The sequence below is a fragment of the Flavivirga aquimarina genome, from assembly GCF_030540835.1.
GTDB classification, from domain to species: Bacteria; Bacteroidota; Bacteroidia; order Flavobacteriales; family Flavobacteriaceae; genus Flavivirga; species Flavivirga aquimarina.
This window is the reverse complement of the sequence record NZ_JAUOEK010000150.1, coordinates 24993-50304: the sequence shown is the minus strand read 5'-3', so window position 1 is coordinate 50304 and position 25312 is coordinate 24993. Positions and strand designations below refer to the sequence as shown.

Sequence of the window (25312 nt, the reverse complement as noted above, 5' to 3'; positions counted from 1 at the left end):
ACTTCATCAACAACCATGCTAATGAAGTTCAATAACGTAAAAAATATTGATTTATTTATATAATACTTTTTTTACTGCTTTAATAACATCATTACTATTTGGCAACCACTCTGCCAATAAAACTGGTGAGTAAGGTGCTGGTGTATCTGCAGTATTTATTTTTACAATAGGAGCATCTAAGTAATCAAATGCTTCACTTTGTACTAAATAAGTAATTTCGGTAGCCACATTTCCAAAAGGCCATGCTTCTTCTAAAACAACTAATCTATTGGTTTTCTTAACCGATTCTAATATAGCTTTTCTATCCATAGGACGCACAGTACGTAAATCGATTATTTCACAAGAAATACCTTCTTTAGCTAACTCATCAGCTGCTTTATAAGCTTCTTTAATTATTTTCCCAAAAGACACAATCGTTACATCGGTTCCTTCTCGTTTTATTTCGGCAACACCTAATGGCACAATGTATTCTCCTTCTGGCACTTCACCTTTATCGCCATACATCTGCTCACTTTCCATAAAAATAACCGGATCATCATCACGAATCGCCGCTTTTAATAAACCTTTAGCATCATACGGATTCGATGGTACGACCACTTTTAAACCTGGTGTATTAGCAAACCAATTCTCAAAAGCCTGCGAGTGCGTTGCTCCTAACTGACCTGCGGAAGCTGTAGGTCCACGAAATACGATTGGACATTTAAATTGTCCGCCCGACATTTGCCTAATCTTAGCTGCATTATTTATAATTTGATCAATTCCAACTAAAGAGAAGTTAAACGTCATATACTCAACAATGGGTCTGTTTCCAGTCATAGTAGAACCAATAGCAATCCCTGCAAATCCAAGCTCTGCAATAGGCGTATCGATAACACGCTTAGCTCCAAATTCATCCAACATACCTTTTGATGCCTTGTAAGCACCATTATATTCTGCTACTTCTTCTCCCATTAAATAAATGCTTTCATCTCTTCGCATTTCTTCGCTCATGGCTTCGCAAATAGCCTCTCTAAATTGAATTGTCTTCATTAACTTAATTTTAATTCGAATTGCAAAAATAGGAATTATTGATTATAATTTGATATAAAAACCAACAGTAAAATTATCTGTAAAAAAAAATTAATAATTTCATAGAAATCACATATTAATAATGAGGATTTGTCACTTTTAATTAATTCTAATTCTTTTTATTTATTCTTCAGTTAATCTACTTATGAGTTACATATTCACAAATAAAAATTAATAATTCTATACTTTTTGATAATTATTTTGATTAATTTACTATGCATGCATAGCAAATAATCGAAATAAAATAATTACCTTCGTATCTTCAAAATTTTGCCAATCATTGTATTATTTAAACGGTTGTTTTCTAACTATTAATTACACAAAATTGGCTAACTAACTTAATTAAAAAACTAAACAATTAAATTGTTATAATATGAAAATATTAGTGTGCATTAGTCATGTTCCTGATACGACATCTAAAATTAATTTTAGTGAAGGTGACACAAAATTCGATACCAATGGTGTACAATTTGTTATAAATCCGAATGATGAATTTGGTTTAACCCGTGCCATGTGGTTTAAAGAAAAACAAGGTGCTAACGTTACTGTTGTAAACGTTGGTGGTGCAGATACCGAGCCTACGCTTCGTAAAGCTTTAGCTATTGGTGCCGATGCTGCTATTAGAGTAAATACACAGGCTACTGATGGTTTTTCGGTAGCAAAACAATTAGCAAACGTTATTAAAGATGGGGCTTACGATTTGGTTATTGCAGGCCGTGAATCTATAGATTATAATGGTGGTATGGTTCCAGGTATGATTGCTGGGTTAACTCAAGCTAATTTTGTAAATAATTGTATTGGTTTAGAAGTAGATGGTACTTCTGCAAAAGCTGTTAGAGAAATTGATGGCGGAAAAGAAACCGTTTCTACTAGTCTACCATTAGTAATTGGTGGACAGAAAGGTTTGGTTGAAGAAAGTGATCTTAGAATACCCAATATGAGAGGTATTATGATGGCACGTAAAAAGCCTTTAACGGTTATTGACCCAATTGATGCCAGTGCAGAAACCACATCTATTAAGTTTGAAAAGCCTGCACCTAAAGGGGCTGTAAAACTAGTATCTGCAGATAATTTAGATGAGTTAGTAAACTTACTTCATAACGAAGCTAAGGTGATATAAAAGCCGCCCCTAGCCCCTCCAAAGGAGGGGGAAACGATTGCGGAAGGATACAGTAAAAAAGACCAAATTAATATTAAAAACAAACAAGCTCAAAAGCCTCTCTCCTTTGGAGAAGGGTTGGGGTGAGGAAAAAATAAGATTTATGTCAGTTTTAGTATATACAGAATCAGAACAAGGAACATTTAAAAAAACAGCTTTAGAAGTTGCCTCTTATGCCAAAGCAGTAGCCAATCAATTAGGAACTAGCGTTACAGCCATTACTATAAATACAGATGACGCCTCTGCATTAGGAGATTATGGTGTCGATAAGGTTTTAAATGTATCGAATGCGCAATTAGAATCTTTTAATGCTAATGGTTATGCAGAAGCTATTAAACAAGCAGCAGAAAAAGAAGCTGCAAAAGTTGTTGTAATTAGCTCTAGTGCTAATAGTAAATATTTGGCGCCTCTTTTAGCAGTTGGTTTAAATGCAGGGTATGCTTCTAATGTTATTGAAGCACCAACCAGTACATCTCCTTTTACAGTGAAACGTACTGCTTTTACTAATAAAGCTTTCGAAGTGTCACAAATTAACACCGATGTAAAAATTATAGGTGTTTCTAATAATTCATTCGGGCTGGTAGAAAATAGTGGTAGTGCTTCTACAGAAGACTTTTCACCTTCTATTCCAGATTCGGGAGTTAAAGTAGAATCTGTTGATAAAGCAACAGATAAAGTAAGTATTGCAGATGCCGACATTGTTGTATCTGGTGGTCGTGGATTAAAAGGCCCTGAAAACTGGGGAATGGTTGAAGAATTAGCAGATGTCTTAGGAGCAGCAACAGCCTGTTCTAAACCTGTTTCAGATTTAGGATGGAGACCTCACAGCGAACACGTTGGTCAAACCGGTAAACCCGTAGCATCAAATTTATATATAGCTATTGGTATTTCTGGAGCCATTCAACATTTAGCAGGTATTAATGCTTCAAAAGTAAAAGTAGTTATTAATACAGACGAAGAAGCTCCTTTCTTTAAAGCTGCAGATTATGGTGTTGTTGGAGATGCTTTTGAAGTTGTTCCACAACTCATCGAAAAATTAAAGACTTTTAAAGCACAACAATAAATAATTTTTTATAAATTGTATAGTCGTATAGAACTGCTTAAATTAGCACTAAATACTTAAATCTGTCTCAGTCAGTTGGTAAAGTCCTAATTTAAACAGTTCTTTGCGTTTTTTATAAATTATGAGTTTAGTAAGATTAAATATAAAAGGAATATCCTATAGCCAAACCCAAAACGGTGCTTATGCCTTAATTCTAAATGAATTAGATGGTGACCGTAAACTTCCAATCGTTATTGGTGCTTTTGAAGCACAATCTATTGCCATTGCTTTAGAAAAGGAAATTAAACCTCCCAGACCATTAACGCACGATTTATTTAAAAACTTCGCAGATCGATTCGATATTGTAGTAAAACAAGTGATTATTCATAAATTAGTTGATGGTGTTTTTTATTCCAGTTTAATTTGCGAACGTGATAAAATTGAAGAAATTATAGATGCCAGAACTAGTGATGCCATTGCTTTAGCACTTCGCTTTGACGCACCTATTTTTACTTATAAAAATATTCTTGACAAAGCTGGTATATACTTAAAAGTAAATCCTAAGGAAGAAGATGAAAATCAGGATAGTATTTTGGTAGATGATATCATATCTAATGAGTTAGAACCAGATGCGCCTCGTGAAAACCTTAAAGGAAAAACAATAGAAGAACTACATAACTTATTAGATGAAGCTGTTTCTGATGAAGATTACGAAAGGGCAGCTCATATTCGTGATGAAATCTCGAAACGAGAATAATATTTACTTTTTAGTATGAAACAGTTCCCTTTGTTTATTGTCGCTATCTTTTTCTTATTCACATCATCAATTATAGCACAAGAAATAAATGAAGAACATGACAGTTTATCTGTTTTAAATAATGAAGCTTTATTAAAAATACCTCGTGATATTAGAGTAAATAGTTGGCAACTTTTTGAACACATTGTTTATGAGGAATACCCAGATAGCATACAATCAAATATAGAGTTCAGAAAAGGAAAAGAATACCTAAATTTATTTGAAAATGGGGAATACATATCTATATTAAATAACACATTCAGCAAAGGAGTTTGGTTACAAAACAATAATCTCATTGTTTTCAAACAAAAAGTTCCAACTACTGTAGACATTTATTACGAAGTCATTGACCAAAAAAGTAATTTATTAAAACTAAAGAAAGGAAATACTGTTTTAATTTATGGTTCAAATACTCACCCAGATTTTTTAGCTCAAGTAGCACCCACAGATACTATCATTAAAAGTCAAGGTTTTTCTTTTTCAAGTCTTTGGCGAGGTGTTTTAGGAATGGTTTCTCTTATTTTGGTAGCATTCTTATTCAGTAGTAATAGAAAAGGTATTAATTGGAGAACTGTTGGTTTAGGACTATCTTTCCAATTAATTATTGCAATAGGCGTTTTAAAAATTGATTTTGTTAAAAGTGTCTTTGAAAGTGTAGGGCAGGTATTTATCAATATACTAAATTTTACAAGAGCTGGAAGTGAGTTTTTGTTCAGTGGTGTAATGGATGTAAACTCATACGGTTTTATATTCGCATTTCAAGTATTACCAACCATCCTATTCTTTTCAGCTTTAACCTCTGTTTTATTTTATTTAGGCATTATTCAAAAAGTAGTAAAAGCTATGGCTTGGCTACTATCTAAAGCCTTAAAAATTTCTGGAGCAGAAAGTTTAAGTGTTGCAGGTAATATCTTTTTAGGTCAAACAGAAGCACCTCTTTTAATAAAGGCTTATTTAGAAAAAATGAATAAGTCGGAAATACTATTAGTTATGATTGGTGGTATGGCAACTGTTGCAGGTGCTGTACTAGCAGCATATATTGGCTTTTTAGGAGGTAATGACCCTGAACTCAGATTATTTTATGCTAAACACCTTTTGGCTGCATCTGTTATGGCTGCTCCCGGAGCTATAGTCATTTCAAAAATTCTTTATCCACAAACAGAAAATATTAATACAGACGTTAAAGTATCTCAAGAAAAAATTGGATCAAATTTTTTAGATGCCATTGCCAATGGAACTACCGAAGGCTTAAAACTTGCAGTTAATGTGGGTGCTATGCTTTTAGTATTCGTTGCTTTTATTGCTATGTTTAATGGTATTTTAGGTTGGATTGGCGATATATCTTCATTGAATACTTTGATTGCTAATAATACGTCATACGAAAGTTTATCGCTCGAATTAATTTTAGGCTATGTCTTTGCGCCTCTCATGTGGCTTATTGGTGTTGCCAAAGAGGATATAGCTTTAATGGGACAATTATTAGGTATTAAATTAGCTGCCAGTGAATTTATAGGCTACATTCAGTTAGCTGATTTAAAAAATACTGCAAATACTATCCATCTTAATTATGAAAAATCTATAATCATGGCAACTTATATGCTATGTGGTTTTGCTAATTTTGCCTCTATAGGTATTCAAATTGGCGGTATTGGTTCTTTGGCTCCCGGTCAACGAAAATTACTGTCTCAGTTTGGTATGAAAGCGCTTATTGGTGGTACCATTGCTTCCTTAATTTCTGCTACTATTGCCGGAATGATTATTGGGTAATCTAATATTCCTGTGAAGGCAAGAATCTTATTTTTTATAGTTAATAACTTTATAATATATATTAAAATATCAAGTATTAAAACTTGATGCTTTTCTTTATTTTTATTGCCAGTATTTTGTCATACTGAGCGCAGTCGAAGTATCTCTAATAAAGATTCTCAACACAATATATTTTTAATTTAAAAAGATTCCTGCCTTCGCAGGAAGTTGTTATGAAGCAATATCACGACTTAGTAAAACATGTTTTAGAAAACGGAAACGAAAAAGGAGATCGTACCGGTACTGGTACCAAAAGTGTTTTCGGACATCAAATGCGATTTGATTTAAGCGAAGGTTTTCCTATGGTTACAACCAAAAAACTACACTTAAAGTCTATAATTTACGAACTGCTTTGGTTTTTAAAAGGTGACACTAATATTAAATATCTCACAGAAAACGGGGTGCGTATCTGGAATGAATGGGCAGACGATAACGGTAATCTAGGACCTGTTTACGGACATCAATGGCGCAATTGGAATAGTGATGAAATAGATCAAATTAAAGAAGTTATTCATGCTTTAAAACATAATCCAAATAGCCGAAGAATGTTAGTTTCTGCATGGAACCCATCTGTATTGCCAGATACCTCAAAATCATTTAACGAAAATGTCGCTAATGGTAAAGCGGCATTGCCCCCCTGCCATGCTTTTTTTCAATTTTATGTAAGCCCCCCAACCCCCAAAGGGGGCGTAAATGCTAGACCACGATTATCTTTACAACTTTATCAACGGAGTGCAGATATCTTTTTAGGTGTACCTTTTAATATTGCATCTTATGCTTTATTTACGATGATGATGGCACAAGTTTGCGGTTATGAAGCCGGGGAATTTATCCATACATTCGGAGATGCTCATATTTACAGCAATCATTACGAACAATTGGAGCTTCAATTATCTAGAGAACTGAGACCTTTACCAAAAATGCTTTTAAACCCTGAAATAAAAGATATTTTCGAGTTTACTTTTAATGATTTTACTTTAGTAGATTACGATCCACATCCGCATATAAAAGGTGCGGTAGCCATCTAAAAAAGATACGAATTACACGAATTTTCACTAATCTAGATTGTACCTAGCTGTGTACCTATAAATACATCAATATTAGCGGTGACAACTAAGGTTAAAAAACAGATTTATACCTGTTCGTTCGAGCATTATTGAAAACTTCTTTAAACAACTTCTTTTTTAAAATACTAAGAATGTCTTTAACTAAACATTCAATACGCCATTCTCAGCTGATGCGTAATCGTTCCATGCATAGGCATCTGCCTGTTCGTCATTAATGTAAGTACCATCAACAACATATCGAAACTCATAAGAGTTATCCTTTTCTAAGTCTACAGTCCCTTTAAATGTACCGTTTTTTAGTTTTTTAAGTGTTGTTAATTTTGTATTCCACTCGTTAAAAGTTCCGACTACAGTGACTTCATTTGCTTCTTTAGCAGGTACAGAAAAAGTAACTTTACAAATCGGTTTTGTTTTTAAATATTGCTTTGTAATTGCCATAATTCTAATTTTTGATGTGTTTTTATATACCAAATTTATAAAATAATATGCCACCACATATATATAATCTGACAAACCAAAAAGAATTATTAATTTGATAAGAATCACTTTACATTTATTTAAACAACATAAAATACCAGTATCTAATTTATTAGATTATTAAACACTTTATTTTTATTTCTTCCTGATTTTCAATGGTGTTTAAACAAATACGATTTCGTCTTAAACTATTAAAAATTCAACAAAATATTATAACTTTACATCTATTATTAGATACTTATGTTTGGAAAAAAGAAAGAACAACCTCAAATAGACAAAGAGCAATTGGAATTGATTCAAAATGCTCAAAAGCGTATTAAACAGAAAAAACGTTTATACGTTCACTTTGTTCTTTTTTTAATTGGTTCTGTATTTATAATTATTGCTAATACTGTTTTGAATATAGGTAAAGATTTCAAACTATTAGGTAAAGAATGGTTTTTGTTTGCTATCCTTATCTGGTTATTCTTTTTAATTTACCATGTATTCAATGTATTTATCACTCATAAATTCATGGGGAAATCTTGGGAGAAAAAACAATTAGACAAACTGATAATTCAACAGAAAACAAGAATTGAACAGCTTAAAAATGAGCTTCACAAAGAAGCGCCTCTTATAGCTGAAAGTGAACGCTATAATGAATCTCTAAACAAAAAAGAAAAAACATCTGAGCTTACTATTATAGTAGCCGCAGCAGAGAATGATGCTATTGGTAAAGACAATAAACTCATCTGGCATTTAAGTGACGATTTAAAGCGATTTAAGAGCCTTACAAATGGCCATCATATTATTATGGGGAGAAAAACATTTGAAAGTTTCCCAAAACCCTTACCTAACAGAACACATGTTGTGATTACTAGGCAAACTGATTATCAGGCTCCCGAAGGTGTTATTATAGTGAATAGCTTAGAAGATGCCATTAATGTTGCTAAAAATGATCCACAACCCTATATTATTGGAGGTGGTGAAATATACAAACAAGCACTATTGCTAGCTGATAAAATTGAATTAACTCGTGTACACGAAAATTTTGAAGGTGACGCTTTCTTTCCAGAAATAGATGCATCTGTTTGGACAGAAACTACCAATGTATTTCATACTAAAGATGATAAACATGACTATGAGTTTTCGTTTTTGACTTATGTGAGGAAATAATCTAAAACTTAATTCACATCGTGTCTTTGTATGTAATTTACTTGCCACTCGAAACACCTCACAAAATATCCTCTGTAATCAATTTTTATAGATGGCAGTAAACGATTCACAATTAATAATGTTGCCATGAAGAGTATTTTGAGACAATTATCCCTTGTATCATTATAATGGTACAAATTTTTCAATTATGTCAAAGTTTCAATGTTTTGTTTAATATTTACCAATATATTGGTAAATATTAAACATTATAAAATAAAATAGGTATATTTGATAACATATTACCCATATAATGATACAGAGCTATGAAAATAGATGAATTAGGAAAACGAATAAAAAATAGAAGGAAGGTATTGGGACTAACCATTAGGGACTTAGCCGAACTTACTGATATTTCCAAAACGACCATTTCCCAAATAGAAAGAGGTGTTAGAAATCCCACATTTGAAATATTGGAAAATATTTTTGAATATCTCAATTTGGAAATGAAAGTGGAAGTAAAAAATCGCAAATAATAAAAATATGAAGTTAGGAAACAAGCTGGATGTCATATATAAAGGAAATACCAAGGCTGGCGAACTTTGGGTTGATAATGATGGCTATCATTTTGAATATGATGACACCTTTATTGAAAATGTTACCACACGTCCAATTTCAGTTAATATGCCTAAGACTCAAAAAACTTATCATTCCAAAGAATTATTTCACTACTTCAAATCCATTCTTAGTGAAGGCGAGAACCGAGAGCAAATTTGTAAAGCATTAAGCATTGACCCAAGTGACGACTGGAGTTTATTAGTATTAACATGTCAATATGATACAATCGGAGCAATAACAGTAAAAAACATTGAACATGGCACAATGTAATGGATGTCTTAAGGATAATATAACTGGTTTTTGTTCATCTTGTCAGACAATTTTATTTGACCGCTCTAAGGTCAGTCCTCAACTCAAATTCAATTGGGAAGATATCTCAAAAAGAATTGATGGTCAACCAATGGGATTTAGTATCTCAGGAGTTCAACGAAAAGGGTTTATTGGAAAACCTAGAGGAATCGAGTTAGTTCCAAAAATGAATGTAGATGAAAAATCTCAGTATATCATAAAACCTTTACTGTCAAGATTTAATATTCCTGACCAATCGCCAGCAAACGAACATGCAACAATGCAAATAGCCAAACAACTATTTGGCATCAAAATAGCCGAATGTGCATTTATGAACTTTGCCAATGGTACTCCAGCATATATCACTAGACGCTTTGATTATAATGATAATGGTGAAAAATTAAATCAGGAAGATTTTGCATCAGTTCTTAAAGCAGCAAATAAATATAATTCGAAGACCTATCAAGATGTTGGGGAATGGCTTAGCCCATTAAATAGAGTTGAGTTTCTTCGTATTCTGATATTCAACTTCCTTACTGGTAATGGCGATGTTCATTTAAAAAACATCTCGCTACTGGAAACTGCGGATGGTGATATGATGTTGTCGCCCTCATACGATTTGATGAATACAAAAATTCATCTTACTGATAATTTAATGGCATTGAATCTATTTAAAGAACTTGAACAGACTAGTTTGCCGTTAGGAGAAAAATATAGTTATAAGAGTGAGGATTTTATCGAATTTGGAAAACGTTTGAAAGTTAAAGATTCTATTACCACGAAAATTATCGCTACATTTAATAAAAAAGAAAATGACATATTAGCTATGGTTGACAAGTCATTTTTATCTAACGATGCCAAGAATATGTACAAAAATAATGTAATGAAAAATTATAAATTGTTTAGACAAACGACACCTATTGCAAATTAATGAAAAATTAAAAGTCACGAATAAAACTATATACAACAATATTAGCCAATAAAATTGAATTAACTCGTGTACACGAAAATTTTGAAGGCGACGCTTTCTTTCCCAAAATAGACACTACAGCTTGGAAAGAAACAGCCAATACATTTCATACTAAAGATGATAAACATGACTATGAGTTTTCGTTTTTGACTTATGTGAGGAAATAGATCAAGATTTGTTTTTGTAAGAAAAATAAACTAAGTTTACTTTGTAATGTTTTTTACATTAAAAGTAAATTATGAATACTTACACTGAGAAAATACAAGAAAATAAAAGAAAGTCAATTATAAATGATGCATCTAAAAAACAAGCAGATAGAGTATCTAATTTTCAATTTATTGACAATCGAACTAATACTATTTTTCAACAGAAACTAAAAAAGACAACTAATAATAGTTCAAAAACGACTCAATTGAGATCTTTTCAGGACATGGCTAATAACTCCACACAAGTTAAACAAACAGCTCAATTGCAAGCCATGGCCGACAATAATTCTAGCCAACAACTGACCTTTCAAAACAAAGAAAATAATACGGGTTTGCCTAATAATCTAAAAACAGGAATAGAAAACCTATCCGGCTATTCAATGGATGATGTTAAAGTCCATTACAACTCTAACAAACCAACGCAATTACAAGCCCATGCTTATGCACAAGGAACTGATATACATTTAGCTTCTGGACAGGAAAAACATTTACCTCATGAAGCCTGGCATGTGGTGCAACAGAAACAAGGACGAGTTAAACCTACCATGCAGTTGAAAGGAAAGGTAAATATCAATAATGATATGGCGTTGGAGAAGGAGGCTGATGTAATGGGAGATAAAGCACTAAAGGCAAATAATAAATTGGGAAGTAAAATTCTAAGTTTGAAAAGCTATGAGAATGATTCTGTTCAACTAATGAAAAACACTCTTGTTTCATATGGTACTTCTGATTATTCAGCAGATGCACGCGAATGGAGAGAAGAAGAAGACCTGGGAGGTAGAAATATCGCTACAATCTGTTATACAGTGAAAGCTAGTGGAAAGACATTTAGAACAAGTGAACATTCAGAAGGAAAGCATTCTGAAAAATTATTATACATTTTTATTCTTGGTACATATGGCCCTAGTTATAAAGATAAATTAGATTTTCACTGGCTTTATACAGAAAGAGAGACCTGTGGAGCTGATTATCATGACTGTAGCAGCAATGTCCCTGAATGGTTTGATTTAGATTTAGCTGACATTAAAGCTTCTGTTGTTTATCCAGCTGAAGATGAAATGTCGTCAGATTCAGAAGAAGAAGAATCTAAGTCGGATAAGGCCAAAAGAAGAAGAGGAAGAGCGTCTAATATCATAAAAAGGTTTCAAACCAGAGCAAAAGCTGTAGCAAAAGGCGATGCTACATGGGACGAACCTTACTCTGGAGGAATAACAAGACCAATGTCTCCTGCTCATTACCCCACAGATGAACAATATAGTCTGTAACAAAATCCAAATTGCACTGAAATGTAGTTTATTAAAAGTCTGAATTTTTGACTTATTAAAAGATTCTTGCTTATCAATAATCCTGCATCGTTTTTTTAAACCGTTTTACAAATTCCTTAGCCTCCGTCTCATCATAACGTGCAAACCCCACCCTTATAGCATTATGGTTCGCATTAGTCATATCATAACGTTTCCATTCCGAAATAATTAGCTTTTGTTGTTTAGCAATATCAGTAACTGTTTCCCACGAATAGTTTTTATTTAGGGTTACCCAAAGTGCCATACCTCCTTTTGGAATTTCAAAAGAGAGATAATCGCTTAATTCTTCCTTAAGAAGTTTACAAAAGAAATCCCGACGCTCTTTATAAATTTTAACAACCTTTTTAATATGCCTGTCTAAACTGCCGTCTTTAATAAAGCTGGAAAAGGTCAATTCTAAAATAGCATCCCCTTGCCTGTCTATAAAACGTCGTAAATTAGCGCATTCGTTCACAAAAGGTTTTGGTGCGATTAAATAACCTACTCTAAAAACAGGGGCTACTGTTTTGCAAATCGAACCTACATAAATAACATTCCCACAAGTATCATGGCTCGCCAAAGGCAAAATAGGCGCATGGTTATAATGAAAATCGTAATCGTAATCATCCTCTAAAATGGCAAAATGATGCGCCTTGGCTAAATTTAAAAGATGCATTCTACGCTCAGCACAAAGCGTCACGGTTGTAGGGTGATGATGATGCGATGTTGTATAAACCGCCTTAACCGCATACTTTTTACAAAGTTTTTCTATAGCATGAGTATCCAATCCGTGTTTATCTACCTTAACCTTTAACAGCTTAGCACCGGGAAATTCAAACGTGGTATTCACAGAACTGTAATTGGTTTCGCCCACTATAATATAATCTTGATTCTTAATTAATAACTGAGCTGTCAAGAACATACCCATCTGGCTACCTCTGGTTATAAGAATATTATCTTTAGTAATATTTAATCCTCTGGTTTCGTTTAAATACCCTGCCAAAGTCTCTCTTAATTCTGGATTTCCATAAGTGGTTCCATAATTCATATAATCAAATGTGCTTTTTTTATTTGCTATTTTTCTATAAATAATAGATAAATCTTTAATGGGTGTTAGCCGTTCATCTGGGACACCATCGTTTACATACATATAATCATCAGCATAATGCTGTGGAAAATTTCTACATAAAATAGGATTTTGTTCAAAGGCAAATCCTGTCTTATCATCCTTTTTGCCAAGCAGTTTTTCTGGCCATTCTTGCTGTTGTAATATTGGAATGTCCTTATGTACAAACGTTCCTTTTTTTGGAACACTTATTACCCACCCTTGCATTTCAAGCTCTTCATAACAAGCTACCACCGTTTTTCTATGCAGACCTATTAAATCTGACAAGGTTCTGCTTCCCGGTAATTTTGCCTGCGGCGGAAGGGTGCGTTCCTTGATTAAATCTATAAACTGATTGGTAAGCTGAATGTAAACAGGTTGTTTACTAGTTCTATCTATTTTAATAATGGTTTTATAAGGAATCATAACTGGACTATTTAAAAAATGATTTCTGGATGAATATGACGATCCATAAATCTACTAAATTTGTTTTAAATAACAAACATCAATCAAATCGGATAGTTATGTCAACTTACACAACATCAGAACTAAATCAAGTAAAACGAGGGCCCAAAAGAGCTGTTTATGATGTAGAGGAAATAAATAATATTCTGGACGCAGGATTTGTAGGACACGTAAGCTACAATTACAAAGGGAAAGCTATTTGTTTGCCTATGGCTTACGGTAGAATAGAAAATAAAATATATCTACACGGCTCCCTAAAAAACAGAATGCTATTAGCTCTTTTAGAAGCCAAAGAAGCCAGTATGACCATCATGCATTTAGATGCACTTGTATTAGCTCGTTCCGGATTTCATCATTCGGTAAATTACAGATCTGCTACACTATTTACCAGCATTACAGAAGTTGAAGATCGGGAAGAAAAGAAAACGGCTTTAAAATGTGTTCTGGATCACATGATTCCTGGCCGATGGGATACATTAAGACCTATGAATCTTAAAGAGCTGAATAGCACACTAGTTCTCGAAATGGAAATACAAACTGCTTCGGCAAAAATTAGAGACGTAGGGGTTCAGGATGAAAAAAGTGATTTAGAGTTTCCTGTTTGGGCAGGCATCGTACCATTAAAGCAGGTCGCGAAACTTCCTGTTAAAGACGCCTTGTTACCAAGGCAAATTAGAACACCCAAACACGTAGTAACTTATTATAAAAAGCATAAAGCCTAAAACAATGAAAAAATCCGACTTAAAATTTATTCCAAACTTTTACGACAGATATATCGCTTTGGTAGATAACGATATTGACTTAATAAGTGGCTTAAGAAACAGTGAAACTATTTTTGACAGTATTTCTAAAAACCTCATACTACATGGGGAATACAGATATGAATCAAACAAATGGACTCCTAAAGAATTGCTTCAACATGTTATTGATACTGAAAGAATATTTGCTTACAGAGCTTTATCCATAGCTCGGTCTGAACCAAAGGCGCTTTTGGGCTTTGATGAAAACATATATGCCGAAAACTCTAATGCTAATAATAGAAGCATTGAAGACTTGTTAAAAGAGTTTAAATTCGTAAGACAGTCGAATACTATATTGTTTGAAAGTTTTAGCAAAGATATGCTTCATAAAACCGGCATTTGTTCCGAAAAAGAAATTACGGCACTCGCTATTGGATTCACCATCATTGGACACGCAAAACATCATCTTAATATTTTAAACGAACGTTACTTTACACATAAATAAACTTTTAAAAAATCGTTCTTTTAAATTTAAGTAATTTTACCTCATGGTAAAAGAAATTCAGCTTCGTATTTCACTTAAAGAAGAAGAGCGTAATGATATTTTAACAATAAAATCGGCACATGCTTTAGATATTGATAAAGAAGTTATAACAGGCATTAAAATCCTTCGAAAATCTATTGATGCCCGAAAACCAAAAATAATCTTCAACTATAAGGTTGCCGTTTATATTAGAGAAGCATTACCTAAAACTTCTGAATACCAATTTGATTATAAAGATGTCTCTAAAGCTAAACCCATTCATATTATTGGGTTTGGCCCAGCTGGTATGTATGCTGCTTTGCGTTGTATTGAATTAGGTTATAAACCGATTGTATTAGAACGCGGTAAAAATGTGAAAGACCGTCGTCGGGATTTAAAGGCCATAAACCAAGATCATTTTGTAAACAATGATTCTAACTATTGTTTTGGTGAAGGTGGTGCTGGCACTTATAGTGATGGGAAATTATATACCCGAAGCTTAAAGCGAGGGGATGTTAGACGCATTTTTGAAAATTTAGTATTTCATGGTGCTACCAATCAAATTTTAATTGATGCTCACCCTCATATCGGTACTAATAAATTACCCAAAGTGGTTCAAAATATTAGAGAAACCATCTTAAATTACGGTGGCGAGGTTCATTTTGAAACCCGGGTAGTCGATTTTATAATTAAGAAAAATAACATACAGGCCATTCAATTGCAAAATGGCAGTGAAATGACTGTAAACAAGGTTATTTTAGCCACTGGACATTCTGCTCGTGATATCTTTTATTTACTACATAAAAAAGACATAGCGTTAGAAGCTAAGTCCTTTGCTATGGGAGTACGGGTAGAGCATCCACAACACATTATAGACTCTATACAGTACCATTGCAGTGGCGAACGTAATGCATTACTTCCTGCTGCCTCTTACAGTTTAGTAAATCAGGTAAACAACAGAGGGGTTTATTCCTTTTGTATGTGTCCCGGTGGTTTTATAGTACCCGCAGCAACAGCAAATGGTGAAGTTGTAGTAAATGGTATGTCGCCTTCTAAACGAAATAACCTGTATGCCAATTCGGGTATCGTCGTTGAAATTAATGCAGATGTTGATTTACATAAATATGAAAAATTTGGTGTTTTAAAAGGGTTAGAATATCAGAAAAATTTAGAAAAGCTAGCCTTTACATCCGGAGGTAGAAGTCAGGTCGCACCAGCACAAAGACTCACCGATTTTGTGGAAGGCAAACTATCGAACGATTTAAACCCAACCTCCTATCAACCAGGATTAAAATCGGCTCCTTTGCATTCATTATTACCAAAATTAATAGGAAGCAGACTTAGAAAAGGATTTCTTGCTTTCGGACAAAAAATGAAAGGCTATTATACTGCTGAGGCGAATATTGTTGGAGTAGAATCCAGAACCTCATCACCTGTTTGTATTCCCAGAAACGAACAATTACAGCATCCAGAAGTATCCAATTTATTTCCATGTGGTGAAGGTGGGGGCTATGCCGGTGGTATTATATCTGCTGCTATGGATGGGGAACGTTGTGCTGAAGCTGCTATTATGAATTTGTAATAGTAGAAAATAGACCGCTTCGCTTTCAGAAACAAGAACATAGACCTTATCGATAAAAGTGCAATATTTTTCTAATCAAGTTAAATTTAAGTCTTGATTCTATTTTCTAACAGTTCTGAGCCTTCAGAACGATACTTATATCTTTTTAAAGATTTTATTTATACTTTTGCAGCACCAAAACGATAACTACTAGTACATGAATGCATATATATTTCCGGGTCAAGGTGCTCAATTTTCAGGCATGGGTTTAGACCTTTACGAAAACTCCCCTTTAGCTCAAGAATTATTTGAACAGGCAAATGATATTCTTGGTTTCAATATTACAGACATAATGTTTGAAGGGTCTGCAGAAGATCTTAAAGAAACTAAAGTAACGCAGCCTGCTATATTTTTACACTCAGTAATTTTAGCAAAAACATTAGGTGATACGTTTAAACCAGAAATGGTTGCCGGACATTCTCTTGGGGAATTTTCTGCATTAGTAGCAAACGGTGCCTTAAATTTTAAAGATGGACTAACGTTAGTATCTCAACGTGCTTTGGCTATGCAAAAAGCTTGTGAATTACAACCAAGTACCATGGCTGCTGTTTTAGGATTAGATGACGATATTGTTGAAAAAGTATGTGCTACCACTGATGGTGTTGTTGTTGCAGCAAACTATAACTGCCCGGGGCAACTGGTAATATCGGGAGAAGTTGAAGCCATAAATAAAGCTTGTGAATCGTTAAAAGAAGAAGGTGCACGCCGAGCCTTAGTATTACCTGTTGGAGGTGCTTTTCATTCACCATTAATGGAACCTGCTCGCGAAGAATTGGCAGCTGCCATAGAAAATACCGTATTTAGTAAACCTAATTGTCCTATTTATCAAAATGTAACGGCGAATGCTGTTATTGATGAAACGGCTATAAAAACTAATTTAATTTCTCAATTAACAGCTCCGGTACGTTGGACACAATCTGTACAACAAATGATTACTGATGGTGCCACTCTATTTACAGAAGTTGGCCCCGGTAAAGTATTGCAAGGTCTGGTAAAGAAGATTAATAGAGAATCTCAAACAGCTTCGGCAACTTTTGAAACTAACGACTAAATGAAATTCACTAAACGTTCTATTTATATTTTATTAGTTATTGTTTTAACGATTGCTGTCGATCAAATTTCTAAAACACTGGTTCGCACTCATATTGAACTCCGAACAAATATAAATCCCGGCGAACGTATTTCTTTAATAGGAGATGCTTTTTTAATGATGAATGTTGAAAACGAAGGTGCTTTTCTGGGTATGGGTAGCGACTTAAACCCAACTCTTAGAATTATTCTATTACTTATTTTACCCATAGTTGTGCTCGGCTTTGTATTAGTACATGTTTTTAAAAATAAAAGCTTAGATACACTTTCTCTTTTTGCTTTCTCGAGTATTATTGGTGGTGGATTAGCTAATGTGTACGATCGTATCGTTTATGGAAAAGTTACTGATTTTTTCTTTATAGATTTGGGCGGTATTTTTAGAACTGGTATTTTTAATATGGCCGACTTGTCTGTAACTACAGGTATGATTATTCTTGTTTTAACTAGTTTTAAAAAGAAAACTGTATAAATAAAAAAAACCAAGATAAATATCTCGGTTTTTCCTAAGTTTAGTTTAGTTAATTTATGAGGGCTTAATGCTTAATTTACAGTAAATTCTGTTTCTACCCCACCCCCATAGACTCCATCTGATGAAAATATAATACTTCCATCATAGGATATTGTAAACGGACCTGCACCATCTGCATACTGATCTTGAATTTGAAAGGTATAGATTCCAGATTGTAATATACATAATGATCTTGATATCATCTCTCCAGCTTCGCCGCTATAAGCGCCATATGCGCCTCCATCAGCACTTTCAAAAACTATATTATCACCTGAATCCAGTACAGCCCAATAAATTTCACCTGGGAAATCATCGAATGTTATATCTAAAACCACTTCTGGATTAGGGCAAACTTGTCTTAAATTTAAACTAATAGGATCGCTAATAAGAAGATTTTCCTCATCTGAAACAAATTTAATAGCAAGAATATCATCGCCCAAAGCATTTATGTTTTCACCATTAACCTCTACAACAAAACTTCCTAAATTAGTATTTGCTGGGATAGTTACTGTTGAAGGGAAAGAATATGCAGAAGGGTCAGCAGTTGTTAAATCTGCATCAATAACTATATTAAAAGTTCTATCGCTATTTGTAGTATTAGATGCAGCTATACGAACTTCTTCTGATGCTGTTCCTATAGGGTCTGATCCTAAAATAAAACCAGATTCAAAACCCACATAATTAATATTAATAATAATTGGGGAATCGTCATTTTTCTCACAACTTAAAACAGACGATAGGGACAATACAATTGTTAATATGTATAATATTTTTTTCATGTCGTTTTTAATTTATTGGTTAAGACTAGCATCCATATTAGGATTTGCATCTATTTCTGATTGCGGAATGCTTAAATAAAACAATTCGCTATCGGCAGGAACATTTACAACGATTCTATGCTCCGGATCTCTATTAATAGGTAACCTAAGCCTTTTAGCATCAAACCATTCTACTCCTATTTCTCCGTAGAGTTCTTTACGCCTTTCTAACAAGATCTCGTTCATAAGTGCACTCCCAGAATTAGTAGATATTGTCGCATTAGGATCTCTATCTTGTTGCAATGCAAATAGTAAGTTTCTGGCTCCAGTCTCATTCCCTAAATTATATTGTGCTTCTGCATCGATCAATACCATTTCAGATTTACGCATTAAAGGCACATCTGATGCAAATGTAAATACAAACTTATTCGTAACAAATTCTCTATAGGCTGTTGAAGAATTATATAAATCTTCAAACAACTTCCTAACATCTGTATCAGAAAACATGTCTCTAAAATTCGTATTTATGAAAGTAGCGCTATATCCATCTCCTTTATGGTCGGTCATACTATGTGGTGATAACCAATAAAAATTAGATTCGCTTATACCATTTTGAAAGTGCCCCCACAGCCAGTCCTGATCTGATAATTCATCAAAACCATTACCCCAATTTGTTGAAACCACAGCAGATGAAGCATTACCTCCATAAGCAGCTTTTGCTGATGAAGCAGCCAAAGTCCAATCATCTTGAGTTACCAATAATACACGTGCTAAAATGCCGTTAGCAACCGATTTGTTAATATAACTTTTACCTAACCTTTCTTCCGATAAATCCGGAATGGCAGCTTTTAAGTCTGATAGTATTAAATCATAAACATCTGATAAGGGGCTTGGAGCATTTCCTGTCGCCGGTCCAGTATAAATAGGAATTCTTGCTACTGTTCTATCGTTGTTATAATTTGGAGCAAATTCTAAGGCTATTTGAAAATAATGAAACGCACGTATCACTTTTCCTATTGCAATAAACTCTTTTTTAGTTACTTCGTCTAAATCCGGGCTATTTTCAACACCATTAATTAATACGTTTGCATAATTTACAATTTCATAGTTAAAGGTCCATGTAAAATTTGTCCTTCTATAGGTAGGTTGTTTATTATCGTGAGCATAATCAAACCTAAAAAGTGAAGGTGCCTGAATCAAATCATTTCCTTTAACGGTTCTTGCAAAATACATAGCGTACAAGCCTCCTGTATCAACAGATGAATTATTCACACCATCTGTTAAATCATTATCCCACTGCCCTTTGTATCTATCATAAATTCCTGTCACAAAAGATTGTACAATTTCTCTATCTGAAAAAACAACGTTTTCTGGAAGTCCTGCCGTATTTTGAGGCTCATCTAAAAAGTCTTTTGAGCAGCTAAACAGTATAGTCGTTATAAAAACTAATAGAAACTTTTTGTATATAATTTTGAATGTTTTCATTTTCCTTTAATTTTTTTAAAATTCTAAAATAATCCCAGATGTAATTGTTTTAGATAATGGTGATCTGTTATTCGTAACACCATTAAATGCTTGCTCTGGATCAATTCCCTTATGTGATTGCCAGGTAAAAATATTATCTGCCTGTAGAAACAACCTCAATTTGCTTAATCCTATTCTTTCGATTGTTGTTTGTGGAAGATTATATCCAAGCGTCAAACTTTTTAATCTTACATAATCATTTTTATATAAGAAGCGCGTAGAACGAGATGCATGATCATTATTACTTGTTAATAATAATGGAACATTGCTAATGTCTCCAGGGTTTTGCCATGCATTAAAATTATCGGGATGAGCACTTCCGCCAGGGTTTTTAAAAGGATTTATAAGCAGAGAATAGTCACTGTCTAATAAATAAGCTCCAAAACTATAATTAAACAAAATATTCAAATCAAATTGCTTGTATCTTATAAAAGAAGTAAATCCGCCTTCTATATCCGGCAATGATGTTTTTCCTTGTTCATATCTTGTTGCATCGTCATAATCTTTCGTTGTTACTTTATCAATAACATCACCATTAGCATCCAATACATCCGTAAACCACATACCACGTCCATCTGCTGGGTCTACTCCTGCCCACTCCCGAATATAGAAATCAAAAATAGAACCACCAACTATATAACGTTTAGACCCAACGATAATCTGATCTTGTGATAATTTGGTCCATTCGTTCTTGTTTAATGCAAAATTAACTCCAGTGGTCCATGTAAAATCATCAGAATTAAAATTAATAGATCTTAATGATGCTTCCCATCCATAATTTTTAATGGATCCTATATTTGTTACAATTTTATTAACTCCCAAAGAAGAAGGAAGTGGCTTATCCATAATTAAGTCTACAGATTCTTTACTATAGTATTCAAGAGTTCCTGATATTGTTCCATTAAACAATTCGAAATCGGCTCCAATATTTAAAGACTCTACTTTTTCCCATCTTAAATTTACATCAGAGACACCTTCTAATAATATACCCGAATTGCCTTCATTAACAAAACCTGTTCGAAATACGGATTGATAAGGAAAAAGGCTTGTCGTTCTATTATTTCCTATTTCGCCATAAGACCCTCTAAGTTTTAAAAATGTGAGTGTATTACTTTCATTCAAGAAATTCTCTTTAGATACGATCCAACTCACACCACCGGCTAGGAAATTACCCCATCTTGTATCTTCATGAAAACGGCTAGATCCATCTCTTCTTATTGAAAACTCACCAAAATATTTTTCATTAAAATTATAGTTAAGTCTCCCTAAATAACTATTAAGCCTCGATGTAAGAATATTGCCTCCAACACCTTCTGGGGTCCTACTTCCATCCAAGTTTTCTACTCCAGGTAAAAAACCAGTACCTTGTGCCAGTAAATCATCCTGAGTATTTGTATAAGCCTCTGTTATAGCATCAATAGAGATATTATGATCTCCAAAATTCCTCTTATAATTTAAAGATTGTATAGCATTAAGGGTCGTTGTTAAGTTTCTTTGCTGGCTTACTCTTCCTTTTACATCTTCACCTGAAGCAATGCCTATCTTATCGTCATCAAAACTATAAGAATCAAACATATAATTTTCATAACTCAATTGGGTCCTGAATGTTAACCCTTTATAAAGGTTTACCTCTGCAAAAGCATTTGCCAAATAATTGGTTAGTACTCTTTTTTCTTTTCCTAAAGTTAGACCTGCCAAAATGTTTTCTCCTCCAAAAACCGGTCTTGTACTATTTACTGCCTGCCCGGTAACGAGCCCATTTCCTAAATCGAAAATACGATTTCCAGCATCATCTCTAATCAAATTTCCGTTGGCATCACGTGCGTATATTGGGTAAATACTGGATAATCCATAAATCCAGGAAATGACTTGCGTTGTGTTCCCACTTGTTTGATCCGGATTATTAGAACTAGAGCGTGAAAAACTGGTATTAAGCCCTACTTTAAGCCAATCATTTACTTGAGTTTCTAAATTTAATCTTGAAGCTACTCTTTCGAAATTAGAAGGCATAACAGGTCCGTCCTCATTTAAATAATCCAAAGACATAAAATATCTTGTTTTTTCACCACCTCCTGATACACTAATATTATGATTTACTCTAAGGTAATCTTCTCTAATAATTTCTTCTTCCCAATTAGAATTCCATAACAAGTTTGCACCTGCCACCAAATTACCGTTAACATCTATTGGGTTTGTTGCACTATATGGATTATAGCCTAAGTAATCAACCAGTTCATTTGTCGCACTTTGAGCTGCTACGGTTGCAGTCTGACCATTTTCGTATTGATTGGTATTTTTTAAAGCTTGCCAGGTTAACTTGAGATAATCTTCAGGCTCAGCTAAATTATGAATCCCAATGGTTGGATTAGATATCCCAATCTGGGATCTCAATGTTACTTTTGGAGCTGTGTTTATATGTCCCTTTTTGGTTGTAATCAATATAACACCTCCTGAAGCTCTTGAGCCATATAACGCAGATGAAGAAGCGTCCTTTAATACTGAAACAGATTCGATTTGATCCTGACTTATTGTATTAAGGTTACCATTAAACGGTACGCCATCTACCACAATTAAAGGACCTCTTTCCAAGCTCTCACTCGAAATCCCTCTAATTCTAATAATTGGGTTACTTCCCGGTTGACCTCCTGCTGTTATTAAACTCAATCCTGGTACGGCTCCTTGTAATGCTCTTAAAGGGGACGTTACTTGCTGAGTCTCTATAACTGTACTTGAAACAACTCCTACAGATCCAACTATAGACTCTCTTGTCTGCGAACCATATGCTACAACGACAACCTCTTCAAGGTTTGTTCTGTCTTCTCGCATGGCCACATTAATACTGTTTGATGCACCAACTATAATTTCTTGGGTTATATACCCAACAAAACTAAAAACCAGAGTTCCTCCCTGATTTACTTTAATTGAATAATTCCCGTCAAAATCTGCTGAGGTGCCATTAGTAGAGTTCTTAACGATAATGGTTGCTCCCGGTAATGGTATATTATTTGCATCCACAATAGTACCGGAAATAACTTTTTCTTGTGCAAACGATGACATGACACCAAACACCATTAGCGTTAGCACTAAATAGTAATTTCTTACTTCCATAAATTATTTTTTTGAGTTAGTCTACGCAGATTGAAAATAAGGAAGGCAGTAAAGATTTTTTTAAGTGACTAATTCAAAAAATTATACTCTACTATGAAATTTTAAAGCATTAGAAGAATCTAAAAATATTTAAAGTAAAGCTCCATTACCACCTTACCTTATTACAATTGCAATGATAAAAAAAAGGATAAAGCTAAAATTTAGTGGCAATCCTTATAATACCTTACCCTACCGAAGATGGTTTACTTCATATTTACCTATTCGTGCTCTTTTTTAATTGAGTATTTATAAACTCTGAAGGGGTAACCGATGTCTCCTTTTTAAATGCTTTGTTGAAAGTAACTTTGTTATTATATCCTACTTCGTAGGCAATATCTATAATATTAAGACTTCCATAAACATCTTCCTTAAGAATCCTAATAGCTTCTTGAATTCTAAACTTATTTACAAGTTCAAAAAAGTTTATATTAAAATGTTCGTTTATTATTTGAGAGGTATTATGCCTTGTTGTATTTAACTTCTGAGATAAAGATTCAAGGTTTATATTATTTTCTTTATACACTTTATCTTCTACAAATAACTTGATTAGATTTTCTTTAAGCTCTTTTGATAAAGCATTCGTAAGTCCCGATTTTTGATATTTAGTTAAAGTCATTACATCTTTAAATGTATGCGGATAATCGAACTTAAGAATTTCTGGTTGTACATACGCCATATAAGCTAAGTAAATAACCATAATGGACATAACACTTACTTGTATATAATTGATAAAATAAGGGAATTCAAGTAACAATCCGCTTACTGGTAATCCATAAATAATATAAGAAACGAGGTATACAATATGTATCCTATAAATAGTTCTTTTCCATTTATTAATTGGTTGCTTTTTATATTCAGAATTAATTTCTTGTTTTCTATGCGCATATTGTAGCTTTCCTATAAAAATGGCGTATATAAAAAGTGACGTAACTTTTGAAATAAAGATGACATATCTATAGCTATCATATGAATTATTCAACCCTAACATGATTCTAAGTTTTTCATATCCAGAAAGTGAATACATAGGAAACAAAAATATAATCAAAACAAGAGTTGGTAGAAAATGTAATAAATCAATAGCTTTAAATTTAAAACTATAAGTAACACTTTTAAAATAAAAATATAGGAATGGCCCGTATAAAAGTGCAACCAGTGATGCCATTAAATATGTATGAGGAACTTTATACTGAATATTAGAAATGTACAAAACAAATTCCATAATAAATAGAGAATGTACACCTACAAAACCACTAATGAATAATTTTGCTTTTCTATTAGATTTTTTAGAAAAATTAATTATTACAGTAAAAAAAAAGCCGATTAAAGCCACATATAAAAACAAAAAAGCAATCCAATCTATTTCCAATATATAATTATCAGACAACTCTTTATACTCTTCAGAATCTCTAATAACCTGATATACTCCATCATTTAAAATTGAAAAATCTAACGTATTATTAATATATTTTTCGGTGTAAATGAATGCATCTTTGGGCTGGTCTAGATCCGCATTTATGATAGCTAATTTTTTAAATATTCTAATAGAATCTGAATGTTTATTAGCTATTGCATCATTATAAAGTATTAATAGTTCTAACTGAGCCATATCATTGCTGATATTTTTCTGCTCGATTAGGCTATCTATTTGTACTAATGCTAAACCGGGTGGTATATTTAAATTTGAAGCTGCAACAAATTTGTTTGGTATAACAAATAAGCATAAAACAAAAAGAAATGTTCTTAAGTTAAATGACATTGGTGCACTAATTGAGAGTAATTACAAATAAAACACCATGAAATTATAAATAAAGGCGATCATATTTCTTAAAAAAAACTTAAAAAGGTAAGATCCGATAATAATATACCCTATTACGCATCATTTACAATCTATTCTTTACTAAAAAGCTCTCTAATAAATCTT

General features: G+C 33.3%; 23 protein-coding genes. 16 read left to right on the top strand and 7 right to left on the bottom strand.

The annotated features are described in order from the left end of the window. Positions 1-51 precede the first annotated feature (51 nt). Positions 52-1029, bottom strand: a complete 978-nt coding sequence (locus Q4Q35_RS16035; RefSeq protein ID WP_303279020.1) for a pyruvate dehydrogenase complex E1 component subunit beta — start codon at positions 1027-1029, stop codon at positions 52-54. A gap of 412 nt (positions 1030-1441) precedes the next feature. Here Q4Q35_RS16035 and Q4Q35_RS16030 point away from each other — a divergent pair, with 412 nt between their 5' ends. The 5 genes from Q4Q35_RS16030 to Q4Q35_RS16010 all read left to right on the top strand — a co-directional run bounded on the left by Q4Q35_RS16030 (position 1442) and on the right by Q4Q35_RS16010 (position 6899). Then, positions 1442-2188 carry an electron transfer flavoprotein subunit beta/FixA family protein gene (locus Q4Q35_RS16030; protein ID WP_303279019.1) on the top strand — a complete coding sequence of 249 codons (747 nt, stop codon included), beginning with the start codon at positions 1442-1444 and terminating at the stop codon, positions 2186-2188. Positions 2189-2330: 142 nt separating this feature from the next. Continuing rightward, positions 2331-3290 carry an electron transfer flavoprotein subunit alpha/FixB family protein gene (locus tag Q4Q35_RS16025; RefSeq protein WP_303279018.1) on the top strand — a complete coding sequence of 320 codons (960 nt, stop codon included), beginning with the start codon at positions 2331-2333 and terminating at the stop codon, positions 3288-3290. Between the two features lie 121 nt (positions 3291-3411). Continuing rightward, entirely contained in the window at positions 3412-4026 is a 615-nt protein-coding gene (locus tag Q4Q35_RS16020; RefSeq protein WP_303279017.1) for a bifunctional nuclease family protein, read from the top strand. Between the two features lie 15 nt (positions 4027-4041). Continuing rightward, positions 4042-5832 (top strand): NupC/NupG family nucleoside CNT transporter, encoded by a 1791-nt coding sequence (locus Q4Q35_RS16015; RefSeq protein ID WP_303279016.1) that lies wholly within the window; start codon positions 4042-4044, stop codon positions 5830-5832. A gap of 212 nt (positions 5833-6044) precedes the next feature. Continuing rightward, complete coding sequence (locus Q4Q35_RS16010; RefSeq protein WP_303279015.1) at positions 6045-6899, top strand: thymidylate synthase; 855 nt, start codon at positions 6045-6047, stop codon at positions 6897-6899. A gap of 180 nt (positions 6900-7079) precedes the next feature. Here the strand turns inward: Q4Q35_RS16010 and Q4Q35_RS16005 are convergent, their stop codons facing one another. Next, a complete protein-coding gene (locus Q4Q35_RS16005; RefSeq protein WP_303279014.1) occupies positions 7080-7376 on the bottom strand; it encodes an isoamylase early set domain-containing protein in 297 nt (98 codons plus the stop codon). A gap of 279 nt (positions 7377-7655) precedes the next feature. Between Q4Q35_RS16005 and Q4Q35_RS16000 the strand changes: the two genes are divergently transcribed. The 6 genes from Q4Q35_RS16000 (at position 7656) to Q4Q35_RS15975 (ending at position 11893) form a co-directional block, all read left to right on the top strand. Continuing rightward, on the top strand, positions 7656-8570 hold the full coding sequence (locus Q4Q35_RS16000; protein ID WP_303279013.1) for a dihydrofolate reductase: 915 nt from the start codon (positions 7656-7658) through the stop codon (positions 8568-8570). Positions 8571-8872: 302 nt separating this feature from the next. Then, positions 8873-9082, top strand: coding sequence for a helix-turn-helix domain-containing protein (locus Q4Q35_RS15995; RefSeq protein WP_303279012.1), 210 nt, complete (start codon positions 8873-8875; stop codon positions 9080-9082). A gap of 7 nt (positions 9083-9089) precedes the next feature. Then, entirely contained in the window at positions 9090-9434 is a 345-nt protein-coding gene (locus tag Q4Q35_RS15990) for a HipA N-terminal domain-containing protein (RefSeq protein WP_303279011.1), read from the top strand. Between the two features lie 130 nt (positions 9435-9564). Beyond that, complete coding sequence (locus Q4Q35_RS15985) at positions 9565-10383, top strand: type II toxin-antitoxin system HipA family toxin (RefSeq protein ID WP_303279010.1); 819 nt, start codon at positions 9565-9567, stop codon at positions 10381-10383. 20 nt (positions 10384-10403) lie between these two features. Beyond that, a complete protein-coding gene (locus Q4Q35_RS15980; protein ID WP_367892753.1) occupies positions 10404-10589 on the top strand; it encodes a dihydrofolate reductase in 186 nt (61 codons plus the stop codon). 71 nt (positions 10590-10660) lie between these two features. Continuing rightward, positions 10661-11893, top strand: a complete 1233-nt coding sequence (locus Q4Q35_RS15975) for an eCIS core domain-containing protein (protein WP_303279009.1) — start codon at positions 10661-10663, stop codon at positions 11891-11893. A 73-nt stretch (positions 11894-11966) separates the two neighbouring features. Here Q4Q35_RS15975 and pdxR read toward each other — a convergent pair whose 3' ends face one another. Continuing rightward, complete coding sequence (pdxR, locus tag Q4Q35_RS15970) at positions 11967-13442, bottom strand: MocR-like pyridoxine biosynthesis transcription factor PdxR (protein ID WP_303279007.1); 1476 nt, start codon at positions 13440-13442, stop codon at positions 11967-11969. Positions 13443-13540: 98 nt separating this feature from the next. Here pdxR and Q4Q35_RS15965 point away from each other — a divergent pair, with 98 nt between their 5' ends. The 5 genes from Q4Q35_RS15965 to lspA all read left to right on the top strand — a co-directional run bounded on the left by Q4Q35_RS15965 (position 13541) and on the right by lspA (position 17923). Next, on the top strand, positions 13541-14203 hold the full coding sequence (locus tag Q4Q35_RS15965; RefSeq protein ID WP_303279006.1) for a pyridoxamine 5'-phosphate oxidase family protein: 663 nt from the start codon (positions 13541-13543) through the stop codon (positions 14201-14203). 4 nt (positions 14204-14207) lie between these two features. Further along, a complete protein-coding gene (locus tag Q4Q35_RS15960) occupies positions 14208-14726 on the top strand; it encodes a DinB family protein (protein WP_303279005.1) in 519 nt (172 codons plus the stop codon). 43 nt (positions 14727-14769) lie between these two features. Beyond that, positions 14770-16326 (top strand): NAD(P)/FAD-dependent oxidoreductase, encoded by a 1557-nt coding sequence (locus Q4Q35_RS15955; RefSeq protein ID WP_303279004.1) that lies wholly within the window; start codon positions 14770-14772, stop codon positions 16324-16326. A gap of 196 nt (positions 16327-16522) precedes the next feature. After that, positions 16523-17416: an ACP S-malonyltransferase gene (gene fabD / locus Q4Q35_RS15950; protein ID WP_303279002.1), complete on the top strand. Its 894-nt coding sequence runs from the start codon at positions 16523-16525 to the stop codon at positions 17414-17416. Next, positions 17417-17923: a signal peptidase II gene (gene lspA, locus Q4Q35_RS15945; protein ID WP_303279001.1), complete on the top strand. Its 507-nt coding sequence runs from the start codon at positions 17417-17419 to the stop codon at positions 17921-17923. It begins immediately after the preceding gene. 71 nt (positions 17924-17994) lie between these two features. On the opposite strand, the gene Q4Q35_RS15940 is transcribed toward lspA, so the two are convergent. From Q4Q35_RS15940 to Q4Q35_RS15925, 4 genes are all read right to left on the bottom strand, one after another. Further along, the gene (locus tag Q4Q35_RS15940; RefSeq protein WP_303279000.1) at positions 17995-18741 is read right to left on the bottom strand and encodes a hypothetical protein; all 747 of its coding nucleotides are present in this window, start codon (positions 18739-18741) and stop codon (positions 17995-17997) included. A gap of 12 nt (positions 18742-18753) precedes the next feature. Next, positions 18754-20205, bottom strand: coding sequence for a RagB/SusD family nutrient uptake outer membrane protein (locus Q4Q35_RS15935; RefSeq protein ID WP_303278999.1), 1452 nt, complete (start codon positions 20203-20205; stop codon positions 18754-18756). Between the two features lie 15 nt (positions 20206-20220). Next, on the bottom strand, positions 20221-23352 hold the full coding sequence (locus Q4Q35_RS15930) for a SusC/RagA family TonB-linked outer membrane protein (protein WP_303278998.1): 3132 nt from the start codon (positions 23350-23352) through the stop codon (positions 20221-20223). A 253-nt stretch (positions 23353-23605) separates the two neighbouring features. Then, on the bottom strand, positions 23606-25147 hold the full coding sequence (locus Q4Q35_RS15925; protein ID WP_303278997.1) for a helix-turn-helix domain-containing protein: 1542 nt from the start codon (positions 25145-25147) through the stop codon (positions 23606-23608). Positions 25148-25312: the final 165 nt, after the last annotated feature.

Coding starts and splice junctions, on each gene's coding strand:
- Q4Q35_RS16030 (WP_303279019.1), top strand. CDS start 1,442: ATGAAAATATTAGTGTGCATTAGTCATGTTCCTGATACGACATCTAAA.
- Q4Q35_RS15985 (WP_303279010.1), top strand. CDS start 9,565: ATGGGATTTAGTATCTCAGGAGTTCAACGAAAAGGGTTTATTGGAAAA.
- Q4Q35_RS15930 (WP_303278998.1), bottom strand. CDS start 23,352: ATGGAAGTAAGAAATTACTATTTAGTGCTAACGCTAATGGTGTTTGGT.
- Q4Q35_RS16035 (WP_303279020.1), bottom strand. CDS start 1,029: ATGAAGACAATTCAATTTAGAGAGGCTATTTGCGAAGCCATGAGCGAA.
- Q4Q35_RS15990 (WP_303279011.1), top strand. CDS start 9,090: ATGAAGTTAGGAAACAAGCTGGATGTCATATATAAAGGAAATACCAAG.
- Q4Q35_RS15940 (WP_303279000.1), bottom strand. CDS start 18,741: ATGAAAAAAATATTATACATATTAACAATTGTATTGTCCCTATCGTCT.
- Q4Q35_RS16015 (WP_303279016.1), top strand. CDS start 4,042: ATGAAACAGTTCCCTTTGTTTATTGTCGCTATCTTTTTCTTATTCACA.
- Q4Q35_RS16010 (WP_303279015.1), top strand. CDS start 6,045: ATGAAGCAATATCACGACTTAGTAAAACATGTTTTAGAAAACGGAAAC.
- Q4Q35_RS15955 (WP_303279004.1), top strand. CDS start 14,770: ATGGTAAAAGAAATTCAGCTTCGTATTTCACTTAAAGAAGAAGAGCGT.
- Q4Q35_RS16005 (WP_303279014.1), bottom strand. CDS start 7,376: ATGGCAATTACAAAGCAATATTTAAAAACAAAACCGATTTGTAAAGTT.
- Q4Q35_RS15960 (WP_303279005.1), top strand. CDS start 14,208: ATGAAAAAATCCGACTTAAAATTTATTCCAAACTTTTACGACAGATAT.
- Q4Q35_RS15975 (WP_303279009.1), top strand. CDS start 10,661: ATGAATACTTACACTGAGAAAATACAAGAAAATAAAAGAAAGTCAATT.
- fabD (WP_303279002.1), top strand. CDS start 16,523: ATGAATGCATATATATTTCCGGGTCAAGGTGCTCAATTTTCAGGCATG.
- Q4Q35_RS15995 (WP_303279012.1), top strand. CDS start 8,873: ATGAAAATAGATGAATTAGGAAAACGAATAAAAAATAGAAGGAAGGTA.
- Q4Q35_RS15965 (WP_303279006.1), top strand. CDS start 13,541: ATGTCAACTTACACAACATCAGAACTAAATCAAGTAAAACGAGGGCCC.
- Q4Q35_RS16025 (WP_303279018.1), top strand. CDS start 2,331: ATGTCAGTTTTAGTATATACAGAATCAGAACAAGGAACATTTAAAAAA.
- pdxR (WP_303279007.1), bottom strand. CDS start 13,442: ATGATTCCTTATAAAACCATTATTAAAATAGATAGAACTAGTAAACAA.
- Q4Q35_RS15935 (WP_303278999.1), bottom strand. CDS start 20,205: ATGAAAACATTCAAAATTATATACAAAAAGTTTCTATTAGTTTTTATA.
- Q4Q35_RS16000 (WP_303279013.1), top strand. CDS start 7,656: ATGTTTGGAAAAAAGAAAGAACAACCTCAAATAGACAAAGAGCAATTG.
- Q4Q35_RS15925 (WP_303278997.1), bottom strand. CDS start 25,147: ATGTCATTTAACTTAAGAACATTTCTTTTTGTTTTATGCTTATTTGTT.
- Q4Q35_RS16020 (WP_303279017.1), top strand. CDS start 3,412: ATGAGTTTAGTAAGATTAAATATAAAAGGAATATCCTATAGCCAAACC.
- lspA (WP_303279001.1), top strand. CDS start 17,417: ATGAAATTCACTAAACGTTCTATTTATATTTTATTAGTTATTGTTTTA.